Source organism: Thalassovita sp. (assembly GCF_965218685.1).
Classification (GTDB): Bacteria; Pseudomonadota; Alphaproteobacteria; order Rhodobacterales; family Rhodobacteraceae; genus Thalassobius.
In genome coordinates, this window is the sequence record NZ_OZ244657.1 from 2,739,315 (window position 1) to 2,752,862 (window position 13,548).

At 59.9% G+C, this 13,548-nt stretch carries 13 protein-coding genes; 9 read left to right on the plus strand and 4 right to left on the minus strand.

Annotation, left to right across the window (positions count from 1 at the left end; all coding sequences use genetic code 11):
• Positions 1 to 24 precede the first annotated feature (24 nt).
• Positions 25 to 969: an alpha/beta fold hydrolase gene (locus ACOQOQ_RS13505; protein ID WP_420567508.1), complete on the plus strand. Its 945-nt coding sequence runs from the start codon at positions 25 to 27 to the stop codon at positions 967 to 969.
• Between the two features lie 49 nt (positions 970 to 1,018).
• Here the strand turns inward: ACOQOQ_RS13505 and coaD are convergent, their stop codons facing one another.
• From coaD to ACOQOQ_RS13520, 3 genes are all read right to left on the minus strand, one after another.
• Complete coding sequence (coaD, locus tag ACOQOQ_RS13510; protein ID WP_420567509.1) at positions 1,019 to 1,513, minus strand: pantetheine-phosphate adenylyltransferase; 495 nt, start codon at positions 1,511 to 1,513, stop codon at positions 1,019 to 1,021.
• Positions 1,514 to 1,585: 72 nt separating this feature from the next.
• Positions 1,586 to 2,020 carry a CBS domain-containing protein gene (locus ACOQOQ_RS13515; protein ID WP_420567510.1) on the minus strand — a complete coding sequence of 145 codons (435 nt, stop codon included), beginning with the start codon at positions 2,018 to 2,020 and terminating at the stop codon, positions 1,586 to 1,588.
• Between the two features lie 120 nt (positions 2,021 to 2,140).
• Complete coding sequence (locus ACOQOQ_RS13520) at positions 2,141 to 3,031, minus strand: LysR family transcriptional regulator (RefSeq protein WP_420567511.1); 891 nt, start codon at positions 3,029 to 3,031, stop codon at positions 2,141 to 2,143.
• Between the two features lie 105 nt (positions 3,032 to 3,136).
• Here ACOQOQ_RS13520 and ACOQOQ_RS13525 point away from each other — a divergent pair, with 105 nt between their 5' ends.
• From ACOQOQ_RS13525 to ACOQOQ_RS13555, 7 genes are all read left to right on the plus strand, one after another.
• Positions 3,137 to 4,636, plus strand: coding sequence for a CoA-acylating methylmalonate-semialdehyde dehydrogenase (locus tag ACOQOQ_RS13525; protein ID WP_420567512.1), 1,500 nt, complete (start codon positions 3,137 to 3,139; stop codon positions 4,634 to 4,636).
• Positions 4,637 to 4,822: 186 nt separating this feature from the next.
• A complete protein-coding gene (locus ACOQOQ_RS13530; RefSeq protein WP_420567513.1) occupies positions 4,823 to 5,956 on the plus strand; it encodes a carboxylate-amine ligase in 1,134 nt (377 codons plus the stop codon).
• Positions 5,957 to 6,039: 83 nt separating this feature from the next.
• Positions 6,040 to 7,185 carry an acyl-CoA dehydrogenase family protein gene (locus ACOQOQ_RS13535; protein WP_420567514.1) on the plus strand — a complete coding sequence of 382 codons (1,146 nt, stop codon included), beginning with the start codon at positions 6,040 to 6,042 and terminating at the stop codon, positions 7,183 to 7,185.
• A gap of 7 nt (positions 7,186 to 7,192) precedes the next feature.
• Positions 7,193 to 8,233 (plus strand): enoyl-CoA hydratase/isomerase family protein, encoded by a 1,041-nt coding sequence (locus ACOQOQ_RS13540; protein WP_420567515.1) that lies wholly within the window; start codon positions 7,193 to 7,195, stop codon positions 8,231 to 8,233.
• Between the two features lie 3 nt (positions 8,234 to 8,236).
• Positions 8,237 to 9,112: a 3-hydroxyisobutyrate dehydrogenase gene (mmsB, locus tag ACOQOQ_RS13545; RefSeq protein WP_420567516.1), complete on the plus strand. Its 876-nt coding sequence runs from the start codon at positions 8,237 to 8,239 to the stop codon at positions 9,110 to 9,112.
• The gene (locus ACOQOQ_RS13550) at positions 9,109 to 9,768 is read left to right on the plus strand and encodes a Crp/Fnr family transcriptional regulator (protein WP_420567517.1); all 660 of its coding nucleotides are present in this window, start codon (positions 9,109 to 9,111) and stop codon (positions 9,766 to 9,768) included. The genes mmsB and ACOQOQ_RS13550 overlap by 4 nt, the downstream gene beginning before the upstream one ends.
• A 67-nt stretch (positions 9,769 to 9,835) precedes the next feature.
• Entirely contained in the window at positions 9,836 to 10,018 is a 183-nt protein-coding gene (locus ACOQOQ_RS13555) for a YgaP family membrane protein (RefSeq protein ID WP_420567518.1), read from the plus strand.
• A 34-nt stretch (positions 10,019 to 10,052) separates the two neighbouring features.
• Here ACOQOQ_RS13555 and uvrA read toward each other — a convergent pair whose 3' ends face one another.
• Positions 10,053 to 12,911, minus strand: a complete 2,859-nt coding sequence (uvrA, locus tag ACOQOQ_RS13560; protein WP_420567519.1) for an excinuclease ABC subunit UvrA — start codon at positions 12,909 to 12,911, stop codon at positions 10,053 to 10,055.
• 221 nt (positions 12,912 to 13,132) lie between these two features.
• Here uvrA and ACOQOQ_RS13565 point away from each other — a divergent pair, with 221 nt between their 5' ends.
• On the plus strand, positions 13,133 to 13,492 hold the full coding sequence (locus ACOQOQ_RS13565; RefSeq protein ID WP_420567520.1) for a rhodanese-like domain-containing protein: 360 nt from the start codon (positions 13,133 to 13,135) through the stop codon (positions 13,490 to 13,492).
• Positions 13,493 to 13,548: the final 56 nt, after the last annotated feature.

Consider the following 13,548-nt stretch of genomic DNA (forward strand, 5'->3'; position numbering starts at 1 on the left):
CCTATTGAAAAATCGGAGCGACACATGACCATTCTTGCGTGGGCAATCGTGATATTCGTGCTGTTAGTGCTGGTCTGGTTGGGCTGGAACGCGCATATCACCCAAAAGACCGCCCGCAACGTGGCCCAAGCGGTCCCCCCCCGAGGCAATTTCATTCAGATATCGACCGGGCAGTTGCACTATATCGACAAGGGACAGGGACCGGTAATCCTGATGGTGCATGGTCTGGGCGCGCAGCTGGGGAATTTCGATACCGGGCTGGCTGACGATCTGGCCAAGGACTTCCGCGTGATTGCGATCGACCGCCCCGGCATGGGGTGGTCCGACCGCCCCAAGGACGCACCGGCCTCGCCCCGCGCACAGGCCGCACTGGTTGCCGAGGTGATCGACACCCTGAACCTGGATAAACCACTGGTGGTCGGCCATTCATTGGGAGGGGCCATCGCGATGTGCCTGGCGCTGGATTTTCCTGAAAAGATCCGCGGCCTTGCCTTGCTGGCGCCGCTAACCATGCCGACCCAGGCCCCGGCCGAGGTATTCGCAGGCCTGAATCTACGCCGCGCCTGGATACGCCGATTGGTCTCGGAAACCCTTGCGATCCCCACCACGATCCGCATGGCCGAACAGAACATGGCCGCGATTTTCGGCCCTGACGCGGTTCCGGCGGAATATGCCGTCCAGGGCGGTGGGATGCTGGGTCTGCGCCCCGTCTCTTTCCGTAATACCAGCCGCGATTTCCTGGCCTCGGGTAAGGACCTTGGATTCATGGTCAAGGGATATGCGGGCCTTCAGGTCCCGGTCAGCATTCTTTTCGGCCGCCAAGACCAAGTGCTGGACGCAGCTGTTCATGGCGAGGCATTGGTGGCAAAACACCCGCATATCACGCTGCACCAGATTGACGGCGGGCATATGCTGCCCCTTACGCATATCGCGCAAACCTTGGAATTCATTCGAAAATATTCACAATAAAAAAGGCCCCCTCCGCATTGAGGGGGCCTTTGTTCCAGTCCAAGGTGGCTTACCTGTCCAGCTTGGCCATCAGCTTGGCATTCACGGCAGGCGTCACGAATTTCGAGACATCCCCGCCCAGTCGCGCGATTTCCTTGACCAGTTTCGAGGCAATCGCCTGATGCTTGGCCTCGGCCATCAGAAACACGGTTTCGATACTGTTATCCAAGGCCCGGTTCATGCCGACCATCTGGAACTCGTACTCGAAATCCGCCACGGCGCGCAGGCCGCGCACGATCATCTGGGCGCCCACATCATGAGCGCAATCGATCAGCAGGTTTTCGAACGGGTGTACGATGATCTCGGTCCCGGTTTCCTCGGACAGCTTGCCCGTTTCATCCTCGATCATCGCCACGCGTTCTTCCAATGAAAACAACGGGCCCTTGTCGCGGTTGATCGCGACTCCAATGACCAGACGGTCCACCAATGTGGCTGACCTGCGAATGATGTCGACATGGCCCAGGGTTATTGGATCAAAGGTCCCCGGATACAGACCGATACGCATCAGATGCTCCTCCCAAAAGAACAGAGAATTCTTGCCGCGCACGCAACATTATTGCGCGGGGGAATGCAAGCGTTAATGGCCCATGATCATGCCTTGAAGCGCATCCTTTTCCATGGACAGCTCTTGCAGGCGTGCTTTGACGACGTCACCGATGGTGACAATGCCAACCAGAACGCCATCTTCGACCACAGGCATATGGCGGAAACGGCCGTCGGTCATGCGGGTCAGAACGTCATCCGCAGTGTCATTTCGCGCACAGCAGACCGGGTTACGGGTCATCATGTCGTCGACTTTCTCGGTCAGGCAGATGGCGCCCTTGACGGCCAGCGCACGAACGATGTCACGTTCAGACACGATCCCAGAGGCAACCTGCCCGTCCTTCGAGACGATCACGCCACCAATCCTGCGTTCAGCCAAAATCTGCGACACGTCCGAGATCAACGTCCCCGGTTTCACAGTCACAACACCGTCGTCGCCTTTGGCTTTCAGGATCTGATGGACAAGCATAATGGGTCTCCTCCGCAATAATATTTCGTGGACCCAGCGTCACCCGACTGTGACAAACTGTCAAGCACTTGTGACAAATCTCTTTGCATTTGCGGCATTAGGCTTTGCAGCTGGCTGAAATCAGCACATCGCCTCAAGGCGAGAGACCTCAGCGCGCAGCCCGTCACTGATCTGTTGCGCCAACAGGTTCAACCGCTCCAGCCGCCGATCATCCGAGTGGCGGATCATATAGAAACTACGGCGCAGGCTGAGTTTATCCTCAAGTACTTTTCGGATGCGCGTGGTCGACGGGATGGCAAAATCATGCACGATCCCGATCCCTCCCGCCTGTCTGATCCAGTTGAACTGCACCGACACCGAATTCGAGGCCAGCGGCACGCGTTCAACGTCGCATTCACTGAGGTAGTCCAGTTCCTTGTCAAAGATCATGTCCGCGATATAGCCAACCATCTGGTGGCCCTTCAGGTCCTCCAACCCGCGCAGCGGGGGGTGGCGGGCCAGGTAATCCTCGTGCGCGGCCAGATGGAGTTTATAGTCCGTGATCTTTTGCACGGTCAGCCTCCCGGCCGAAGGCGGGCTTACCCCGATGGCCATGTCGGCCTCGCGTTTGGACAGGTTGAACACCCGCGGCAGGGCGACGATCTGTAGTTCAAGATCAGGATTATCCTCGGCGATGCGGGCACAGACCTGTGGCAACAGGTAGTTTGCACAGCCGTCCGGAGCGCCGATGCGAATCTGCCCCGACAACCCACCTGACTGTCCTGCCAATTCCTCGCTTGCGGCCTGCATCGCTTGTTCGGCGCGTTCCGCGTGGGCCAACAGGCGCTGACCCGCATCCGTCAGCGCATAGCCCTGTGGGGATTTGGCGAATAACGGGGCGCCCAGTTGTTCCTCCAACCGGCCAATGCGCCGGCCCACCGTTGCCGGGTCAACCTTCAGCCCGCGCCCGGCGCCAGACAGGCTTTCGGTGCGCGCCACGGCCAAAAACACCTTCAGGTCATCCCAGTTCATCACTCTACCTTTGCATTTTTGCAAAACCCTTTTGGGAACTTGCCTGTTTTCGGATCAATTTTGCAAGTCTAATCTAGGCTCAAATTTCATCGGAGGAGTTTCCCCATGCAAGAAATCGCGCATTTCATCAACGGTCAGCACGTCAAAGGCACTTCGGGGCGCTTTGCCGAGGTCTTTAACCCCGCCACCGGCGAACAGATCGCCAAGGTGCCGCTGGCCACCCCGGCCGAAATGGACGCCGCCATCGCTGCCGCTGCCGAGGCACAGCCCGCCTGGGCCGCCACCAACCCGCAGCGCCGCGCCCGTGTGATGATGAAGCTGGCTGCGCTGATCGAAGAGAACATGGACGAGCTGGCCGAAATGCTGAGCCGTGAGCACGGCAAAACCATCCCCGACGCCAAGGGCGACGTTCAGCGTGGCCTGGAAGTGGTCGAGGTCTGCATGGGCGCTCCTGCGCTGCTGAAGGGCGAGTATATGAACGACGGCGGCCCCGGCATCGACCTGTATTCCATGCGCCAGCCGCTGGGCGTTGTTGCGGGCATCACCCCCTTCAACTTCCCCGCCATGATCCCGCTGTGGAAAATGGCCCCCGCGCTGGTTTGCGGCAACGCAATGATCCTGAAACCGTCCGAGCGCGTGCCCTCGACCGCGATGCGTCTGGCCGAACTGGCCCAAGAGGCCGGCCTGCCCGATGGCGTTCTGCAGGTTGTGCACGGCGACAAAGAGGCCGTGGACACCATTCTGGACAACGAAACCATTCAGGGCGTGGGCTTTGTCGGTTCGACCCCGATCGCGCAGTACATCTATGGTCGCGCCTGCTCGAACGGCAAACGCGCGCAGTGCTTTGGCGGTGCGAAAAACCACATGATCATCATGCCCGATGCTGATCTGGACAAGGCCGCCGATGCGCTGGTCGGCGCAGGCTTTGGCGCGGCTGGCGAACGCTGCATGGCGATCTCGGTGGCTGTGCCTGTCGGTCAGAAAACCGCCGACGCGCTGGTCGAACGCCTGATCCCGCGCATCGAAGCGCTGAAGGTCGGCCCCTACACCGCGGGCGACGACGTGGATTACGGGCCCGTCATCACCGGCGCCGCCAAAGCCCGGATCGAGGGCCTGGTCAACTCAGGTGTGGATCAGGGTGCGAATCTGGTCGTGGATGGCCGCGATTTCACCATGCAGGGCTATGAGGACGGTTTCTTTGTCGGCCCGTCGCTGTTCGACAACGTGACCCCCGACATGGACATCTACAAAGAGGAAATCTTTGGCCCGGTCCTGTCGACTGTCCGCATGGACACCTACGAGGAAGCGCTGGATCTGATCATCAAGAATGACTACGGCAACGGCACGGCGATCTACACCGCAGACGGTGACACGGCGCGTGATTTTGCCAGCAAGGTCAACGTGGGCATGGTTGGCATCAACTTCCCGATCCCGGTTCCGCTGTCCTATTTCACCTTCGGCGGCTGGAAAAAATCGGCCTTTGGTGATCTGAACCAGTACGGCCCTGACGCGCTGCGGTTCTACACCAAGACGAAAACCGTCACCTCGCGCTGGTTCTCGGGCATCAAAGAAGGCGGCGAGTTTGCCTTCAAAGCGATGGACTGATCCTTCGGATCCGATTGAGCGCGCCTTCGCGCGCGCTTGATCAGCCCTTCGGGCGGTTTGGCGCTCCTCCTCGGCCAAATCGCCCGAATGTCAGGTGTTTGTTTGCCTGACTGTCTGGCCTGTTGCGGTTGCCGCCGCGCGGACAATCTGGTCTGTTTCAGACAGGACCAATCGCGGGAGGAACCTATGCCCATTCCACAGCCGGACTTTACCATCGGGGTCGAGGAAGAATATCTTCTGGTCGATCAGGACACGCTGGACCTGGCCCCGGCGCCTCCGGAGTTGATGGACCGGTGCGGCACCGCTTTGGAAGGCCAGTTCAGCCCTGAATTTCTGAATTGCCAGGTCGAGATCGGAACCAAGGTTTGTGCAGACGTGGCGCAAGCCCGCAGCGAATTGCAGCATCTGCGCCGCACGGTCGCGGACATCGCCAAGGATTATAACCTGGCGCCCATCGCGGCCTCGTGCCACCCGTTTTCCAACTGGCGCGACCAGCATCACACGGACAAAGACCGCTATAACAACCTGCGGGACGATCTGGCGGGCGTGGTCCGGCGCATGCTGATTTGCGGGATGCATGTGCATGTTGGCATCCCCTACCCCGATCAGCGCATCGACCTGATGAACCAACTGAGCTATTTCCTGCCGCATCTGCTGGCGCTGTCGGCGTCTTCTCCGTTTTGGCAGGGCGAGGATACGGGGCTAAGCTGCTATCGCCTGACTGTGTTCGACAACTTGCCCCGCACCGGGCTGCCACCGAAGTTTGACGGTTGGAGCAGCTACGAACGCTCGGTCCAGGCGCTGGTGGATCTGGAGCTGATCGAGGACAGTTCCAAAATTTGGTGGGATCTGCGTCCCTCGGCCCGTTTCCCGACGATCGAGGCCCGGATCTGCGATGTCTCGCCCCGGCTAGAGACCACACTGACCCTTGCCGCGCTGATCCAATGCCTGACCCGGATGCTGTGGCGGTTGAGCCAGAAAAACCAGCGCTGGCGGCTGTATGACAACTTTCTGATCGCGGAAAATCGTTGGCGCGCGCAGCGTTACGGGCTGGCGGGCGGGATGATCGACTTTGGCGACCGCTCGATTGCGCCGTTTGATCAGCTGGTCGAGGAAATGATCGAACTGACCGCCGAGGATGCCGAAGCCATGGGCTGCACCGCCGAGATTGAAAACCTGCGTACCATTCTCAAGCGCGGCAACTCGGCCGACCGGCAACGCGCCGTGTATCAGGACGCGCTGCACGCCGAGGACACCCAGCCGGACGCGTTGAAAGCCGTCGTTCGCCATCTGATCGAGGAATATCACCACGATTTGTGACCCAACCCCGCCTCTGCAAAATTTCTGCAATGGTTGAGAAATAAACACACGTTCAAATACCCAGCCGATCCGGGAGGAGACCCATGGATTTCGCACTATCCGAGGAACAAACCGCCATCTACGACATGGCGCTGGCCTTTGGCCTGGAAAACATCGCCCCCCATGCGGCCGAATGGGAAAAACAAGGCACCATCCCCAAAGAGCTGTGGCCCGAACTGGGCGCGCTGGGGCTGGGCGGGATTTACGTGTCCGAGGACTCGGGCGGATCGGGCCTGACGCGGCTGGATGCGACCCTGATTTTCGAGGCGCTGAGCCAGTCCTGCCCCTCGGTCGCGTCGTTCCTGTCGATCCACAACATGTGCGCCAAGATGCTGGACGCGTTCGGCAGCGATGAGGTGAAAGCGCGCTATCTGGCCCCGGCGATCAGCATGGAGACCGTGCTGTCCTACTGCCTGACCGAACCCGGATCGGGCAGTGACGCCGCCGCGCTGAAAACCCGCGCCGAGCGCACGAATGACGGCTATACGCTGAACGGAACCAAGGCATTCATCTCAGGCGGCGGATATTCTGACGCGTACGTGGTGATGTGCCGGACGGGCGATGACGGCCCCAAGGGAATTTCCACCGTGGTGGTCGAGGACGGCACCGACGGGCTGTCTTTTGGCGGGCTTGAGGAGAAAATGGGCTGGAAATCGCAGCCCACGCGGCAGGTGCAGTTCGACGATTGCAAAATCCCCGCGGAAAACCTGGTCGGGTCCGAGGGAGATGGCTTTAAATACGCGATGATGGGGCTGGATGGCGGACGGCTGAATATCTCGGCTTGTTCGCTTGGCGCCGCTCAGGCCGCCCTGACGCAAACCCTGCAATATATGGGCGAGCGCAAGGCCTTCGGCAAATCCATCGACCAGTTCCAGGCACTGCAATTCCGCCTGGCGGACATGGAAATTGAGCTGCAGGCCGCCCGCACCTTCCTGCGCCAGGCCGCGTGGAAGCTGGACAACGGTGCGCCCGACGCAACCAAATTCTGCGCCATGGCCAAGCGGTTCGTGACGGAAACCGGATCGAAAGTGGCGAATGACTGCCTGCAGCTGCATGGCGGCTATGGCTATCTGGCCGACTACGGGATTGAAAAGATCGTACGCGACCTGCGTGTCCACGAGATCCTGGAAGGCACCAATGAAATCATGCGCTTGATCGTTGCGCGCCAATTGCTAAGTGACAGAGGTTAACCCAGGCATGAGCCAAACCAATATCCGCATCGAGGGCCGCGCCGGCCGCATTACCCTGACCCGCCCCGAGGCGCTGAATGCCCTCAGCTATGAAATGTGCATGGCGGTCGATCAGGCTTTGAACGACTGGCGCAACAATGACGATGTTAACCTGATCATCATTGACGCCGAGGGGCCCAAAGCCTTTTGCGCAGGCGGGGACATCGCCGAGATGTACCACACCGGCATGGCGGGCGATTATGACTATGGCCGCAAGTTCTGGCGGGATGAATACCGCATGAACGCCAAGCTGGCCGAGTATCCCAAACCCATCGTCAGCCTGATGCACGGCTTCACCATGGGTGGCGGCGTGGGTCTGGGCGGTCATGTGGGCGCGCGGGTGGTCTGCGAAAGCTCGCAAATCTCGATGCCTGAATGTGGGATCGGCTTTGTCCCGGATGTGGGTGGCAGCTTTATCCTGGCACAGGCACCGGGCCGATTAGGCGAATATCTTGGTCTAACGGCGGCGCGTATGGGGCCTGGGGACGCGATCCACGCGGACTTTGCCGATCACTTTATTCCGCAGGAAGGGTGGCCTGCGCTAATTCAAGCCCTGACCGAAACTGGCGATCTGACCCCTCTGGAGCAAGCCGCCCAGCCCGCACCGGACAGCCCGATGGCCGCACAGCAGTCGGTTATTGACGGTCTGTTCGATGGCGAAGGGTTACAGGACATCCTGAATACCCTGCGCGCCAGCGACTCTGATTTGGCGGCCAAGTCACTGAAAACCCTGATGCATAACGCCCCCTTGTCGATGGCCGTAACGCTGGAGATGATCCACCGCCTGCGCGGTCCTGGCCTGACCATCCGCAAGGCACTGGAGATGGAATACCGTGTCTCACATCGGATCATGGAGCACGGGGATTTCCTGGAAGGCATCCGCGCCCAGATCATCGACCGGGACCGCAATCCCAACTGGAAACATGCCCATGACAGCGTACCGACTGTCGCTGTATCGCAGATGCTGATGCCGCTGGGCGCTGACAAACTCGGCTTTGAGGAGGACTAAGTCATGCAGATCGCATTCATCGGACTAGGGAACATGGGCGCGCCGATGGCCGCCAACCTGGCCGCCGCGGGCCACAGCGTCACCGGCTTTGACACCGCGGGCACCACCGCCGAGGGCGTGACCAACGCCGCCACCGTTCAGGACGCCGTCTCGGGCGCCGAGGTGGTGATCACCATGTTGCCCAATGGCGCCATCCTGCGCGCCGTGGCCGATCAGGTGATCCCCGCGATGCAGGCCGGCGCCACGCTGGTGGATTGTTCAACAGTGGACGTGGACAGCGCCCGCGCGGTCGCGGATCAAGCCATCGCGGCGGGTCTTATGGCCGTGGACGCGCCTGTGTCAGGCGGGGTTGGCGGCGCTGCAGGCGGCACGCTGACCTTCATGGCCGGAGGCAGCGCCGAAGCCTTTTCCGTGGCCGAGCCGTTGTTCGAAATCATGGGTCAAAAGGCCGTCCATTGCGGCGAAAGCGGTGCAGGCCAGGCCGCCAAGATCTGCAACAACATGATCCTGGGCGTCACCATGATCGCCACCTGCGAGGCGTTTGCCCTGGCCGACAAACTGGGTCTGGATCGGCAAAAGATGTTCGATGTGGTCAGCACCTCGTCGGGGTATAGCTGGACCATGAACGCCTATACGCCCGCGCTCGGCGTCGGCGCCACCAGCCCCGCCGATAATGACTATAAGCCCGGCTTTGCATCCGAGCTGATGCTGAAAGACCTGCGCCTGTCCCAGCAAGCCGCCGAAAGCGCGGATGCAGACACGCCCATGGGTCAGTTGGCCTCGGCGCTGTACGAACAGTTCGTCGAAAACGAAGACGGCAGGGGCATGGACTTCAGCGCCATGCTGCCCCGGTTCGAAAAACGCGGGCGCGGCGCATGAATGACTGGGTGACGGGCGCTTCTCAACTGGCTGCGCTGGCGCCGCAATCGCGGCTGCGGCTTGGCTCGCTTGCGCCGGTCACCCTGCCCGCCCACACCCCGCTGTTCCACGCCGGGGACGCTGTGCAGGGTTATGCCATGATCCTGTCTGGCCGCGTAGATGTGTCGATGACCGGCACCTCGGGGCGTGAAATGCTGCTGTACTCGGTCGAGCCTGGCCAGTCCTGCATCCAGACGACGATGGGGCTGCTGGGCGGGGATGATTACACCGCCGAGGCGGAAACGACCGTCGATACCCGTCTGGTACTACTGCCGAAACCGATGTTTCTGGGGATGATGGACAGCGACCCTGCCTTTCGCGCGCTGGTGTTTCAGGCCTTTGCAAAACGCTTTCAGAACATGATGCAACTTCTTGAAAAAGTAGCCTTTACGCGCGTCGAATGCCGCCTGGCCGAACGTCTTTTGTCCCTGTCAGACGCCGAAAATCCGCTGCATCTTACTCAATCGGAACTGGCCACGCAGATCGGAACAGCCCGCGAGGTTGTATCCCGGCGGCTTGAAAATTGGTCCCGTCGTGGATGGGTGCGCACGGGGCGCGGAACGATCGAAATTCTGGATCCGGACGCCCTGCATGCCGTGGCCGCCGAGGCTGTGTGACACTGTCACAGACAAACGCGTGCAGATTCGCTAGTCTGTCCCCAATCGAACACGAAAGGAGACTGACATGAAAAACGTTGGTGGTATCGACAAAATCCTGCGCATCGTCATTGGGGCCGCATTGATCGTTGGCGCGCTGATGGGCTATGGCATCTGGATGTGGATCGGCCTAGTGCCGCTGCTGACGGGCCTGTCTGGCTTTTGCCCGCTGTACAAGCTGGTCGGCGTCAACACCTGCCCAAACAAGTGACACAGAAGGCCCCTGTTATAGCCGGGGCCGATCCTTATTCGGCCGCTGCAGCCGACATACCCAGCATCGGCGCCAGATAACGCCCGGTGTGGCTGCGTGGTTCCTTGGCAACGTCTTCGGGCGTGCCCGCGGCCACAATCTGACCGCCGCCATCCCCGCCCTCGGGGCCGATATCAATAATCCAGTCGGCGGTTTTCACAACGTCCAGATTATGCTCGATCACAACCACCGAGTTGCCCTGATCGACCAGCTCGTGCAGCACCTCGAGCAGCTTGCGCACGTCTTCAAAGTGCAGGCCCGTGGTCGGTTCGTCCAGAATATACAGCGTCCGCCCGGTCGAGCGTTTGGCCAGCTCTTTTGACAGTTTCACCCGCTGCGCCTCGCCCCCGGAAAGGGTCGTGGCCTGTTGGCCGACCTTGATGTATCCCAGCCCCACACGCATCAGCGCATCCATCTTGTCCCGGATCGAGGGAACAGCCTGGAAAAACTGCTGAGCGTCTTCAACCGTCATATCAAGAACGTCAGCTATGCTTTTGCCTTTAAACTGAATTTCCAAAGTCTCGCGATTGTAGCGCGCGCCTTTGCAGGTCTCGCAGGTGACATACACATCCGGCAGAAAATGCATCTCGATCTTGATGACGCCATCGCCCTGACAGGCCTCGCACCGCCCGCCTTTGACGTTGAAACTGAAGCGCCCGGGCTTATAACCACGCGCCTTGGCTTCAGGCAGTCCGGCGAACCAATCGCGGATCGGCGTGAACGCACCGGTATAGGTCGCGGGGTTCGAACGCGGTGTACGTCCGATGGGCCGCTGATCAATGTCGATCACCTTGTCCAAATGCTCCAGCCCTTTGATCGTCTCGCAAGGCGCAGGCGTCTGGCGCGCGCCGTTCAACCGCATCGAGGCGGTCTTGAACAGGGTTTCAATCGTCAGCGTGGATTTTCCGCCGCCCGATACGCCGGTGACGCAGACAAATTTACCCAAAGGGAAGTCCGCCGTGACATTCTGCAGGTTATTCCCAGTCGCTTTGACAACGCTGACCTTTTTCTTATTGCCCTTGCGCCGTTCAGAGGGCACCGCAATCTCGCGCGCGCCGCTGAGGTACTGACCGGTCAGGCTGGCCGGATCACCTGAAATCGCCGGCGGCGTGCCTTGGGACACCACCTGCCCCCCATGCACCCCGGCACCTGGACCGATATCAAACACATAGTCGGCCTGACGGATCATATCCTCGTCATGCTCGACCACGATCACCGTGTTGCCCTGATCGCGCAGGTTCTTCAGCGTACCGATCAGCCGGTCATTGTCCCGCTGGTGCAACCCGATCGAGGGCTCATCCAACACATACAAAACCCCGGTCAGGCCCGAGCCGATCTGGCTGGCCAAACGGATGCGCTGGCTTTCGCCGCCACTTAATGTTCCACTTGAGCGGCTCATCGTAAGATATTCTAATCCAACGTTATTCAGGAAGCCCAAGCGCTCGCGAATTTCCTTCAGAATGGCTCGTGCGATCTCATTTTTCTGGTCGGTCAGATGCTCAGGGACGGCCTGACACCAGTCATAAGCTTCCTTGATCGACATCTCGACGACCTGTCCGACATGCAGGCCCGCGATCTTGACCGCCAGTGCCTCTTCGCGCAGACGGTATCCGCCGCAATCGCCGCAACGCCGATTGTTCTGATAGCGTTCAAATTCTTCGCGGACCCAGTTGGAATCCGTCTCGCGATAGCGGCGCTCCATATTGGGAATGACGCCTTCAAACACGCGCGTTACCTGGTAAACGCGCCCGCCTTCGTCATAGCGGAACTCGATTTCCTCGTCGCCAGAACCATACAGGAACACTTGCTGCACCTTCTTGGGCAGGTCCTTCCAGCGGTCGTTCTGATCGAAGCCATAGTGCCGCGCCAGCGCCTCGATCGTTTGCAGAAAATAGGGGGATTTCCCCTTGCGCCACGGGGCCAGTGCGCCGTCATAAATCTTGATGTTCTGGTCCGGGACCACCAGCCGTTCGTCGAAAAACAGCTCGACCCCAAGCCCGTCACAGGACGGACAGGCCCCGAACGGCGCGTTGAACGAAAACAGGCGCGGTTCAATCTCGGGGATAGTGAAACCACTGACAGGACAGGCAAAATTCTCTGAAAACGTGATACGTTCAGGATCGCCCTCGCGCGGAGCAGTTTCCAGTACAGCGATCCCGTCGGCCAGATCCAGAGCCGTGCGCAGGCTGTCGGCTAGCCGCGTTTCCAGCCCTTCGCGCACGACGATCCGGTCAACGACCACATCAATGTCATGGCGGAATTTCTTGTCCAACGTGGGCGGTGTATCCAGTTCGTGGAATTCACCGTCAACCTTCACCCGTTGGAAGCCTTGTTTACGAAGCTCTAAGAATTCCTTGCGATATTCGCCTTTACGGTCGCGGACGATAGGAGCCAGCAGATAGGCGCGCGTGCCCTCCTCCATCGTCATGACGCGGTCAACCATGTCCTGCACCTGCTGCGCCTCGATCGGCTGGCCGGTGGCGGGGGAATAGGGCGTGCCGACGCGGGCGAACAGCAGACGCATATAGTCGTAAATCTCGGTCACAGTCCCAACGGTCGAGCGCGGGTTCTTGCTGGTTGTCTTCTGCTCGATGGAAATGGCCGGGGACAGGCCGCTGATGTGGTCGACGTCCGGTTTCTCCATCATGTCCAGGAACTGCCGTGCATAGGCGGACAGCGATTCGACGTAGCGGCGCTGACCCTCGGCATAGATCGTGTCGAACGCCAAAGAGGACTTGCCCGAACCAGACAGCCCGGTAATCACCACCAGCTGATCGCGCGGGATGTCCACGTCGATGCTTTTCAGATTGTGCTCGCGCGCGCCGCGCACCTCGATATTTTTCAGCTCAGCCATGGATCCCTCGCCATCAGTGGTTAACAGATAGTAGAGCCGGGCCGAGACTCCAAGAAAAAAAGAAGAACATTTAACGAACATCGTCGCGGATTTAAGCAAAACGCCCGGCAGAGCACATTAATATTCCGTTTTTAGAATTTATTTGCTATAACTCCCTTGAAGCAATCGCTCTCACCTCCAAAATAGGCTGAAACGCGACGCAGATTAAAAAGGACCCGCCCATGTTTGGATTCATGCGACAAGCCGCACCCGCCCTGCCCGTTGCCGATGCGATTCAAAAAGTTGCTGACGGAGAGATGATCCTGATCGACATCCGCGATCATGGTGAAATTGCAGCATCGGGCAAGGCAAGAGGCGCACTGCACATTCCGATGATGCGTTTGGCCGATATGGCCGATCCGCGCCATCCGGATTTCCACCCCGACCTGAAAGCGCCGAAACCCATTGCGCTGTATTGCGCGTCGGGCGCGCGCTCAAGCATGGCCGCGGGGATGCTGCGGCAACTGGGCTACGAAGACGTGCACAATCTGGGCGGTCTCAGCCATTGGGCGGCTGCAGGCGGACCGATCGAGCGCGCCTAAGACCCAAACAGAAAAAGGCGGCCCCAAGGGACCGCCTTTTCTTATTGTATCACAAT

Bases quoted from the DNA above. Each gene is read 5' to 3' on its own strand.
- ACOQOQ_RS13505 (WP_420567508.1), top strand. From the start codon at position 25: ATGACCATTCTTGCGTGGGCAATCGTGATATTCGTGCTGTTAGTGCTG.
- coaD (WP_420567509.1), bottom strand. From the start codon at position 1,513: ATGCGTATCGGTCTGTATCCGGGGACCTTTGATCCAATAACCCTGGGC.
- ACOQOQ_RS13515 (WP_420567510.1), bottom strand. From the start codon at position 2,020: ATGCTTGTCCATCAGATCCTGAAAGCCAAAGGCGACGACGGTGTTGTG.
- ACOQOQ_RS13520 (WP_420567511.1), bottom strand. From the start codon at position 3,031: ATGAACTGGGATGACCTGAAGGTGTTTTTGGCCGTGGCGCGCACCGAA.
- ACOQOQ_RS13525 (WP_420567512.1), top strand. From the start codon at position 3,137: ATGCAAGAAATCGCGCATTTCATCAACGGTCAGCACGTCAAAGGCACT.
- ACOQOQ_RS13530 (WP_420567513.1), top strand. From the start codon at position 4,823: ATGCCCATTCCACAGCCGGACTTTACCATCGGGGTCGAGGAAGAATAT.
- ACOQOQ_RS13535 (WP_420567514.1), top strand. From the start codon at position 6,040: ATGGATTTCGCACTATCCGAGGAACAAACCGCCATCTACGACATGGCG.
- ACOQOQ_RS13540 (WP_420567515.1), top strand. From the start codon at position 7,193: ATGAGCCAAACCAATATCCGCATCGAGGGCCGCGCCGGCCGCATTACC.
- mmsB (WP_420567516.1), top strand. From the start codon at position 8,237: ATGCAGATCGCATTCATCGGACTAGGGAACATGGGCGCGCCGATGGCC.
- ACOQOQ_RS13550 (WP_420567517.1), top strand. From the start codon at position 9,109: ATGAATGACTGGGTGACGGGCGCTTCTCAACTGGCTGCGCTGGCGCCG.
- ACOQOQ_RS13555 (WP_420567518.1), top strand. From the start codon at position 9,836: ATGAAAAACGTTGGTGGTATCGACAAAATCCTGCGCATCGTCATTGGG.
- uvrA (WP_420567519.1), bottom strand. From the start codon at position 12,911: ATGGCTGAGCTGAAAAATATCGAGGTGCGCGGCGCGCGCGAGCACAAT.
- ACOQOQ_RS13565 (WP_420567520.1), top strand. From the start codon at position 13,133: ATGTTTGGATTCATGCGACAAGCCGCACCCGCCCTGCCCGTTGCCGAT.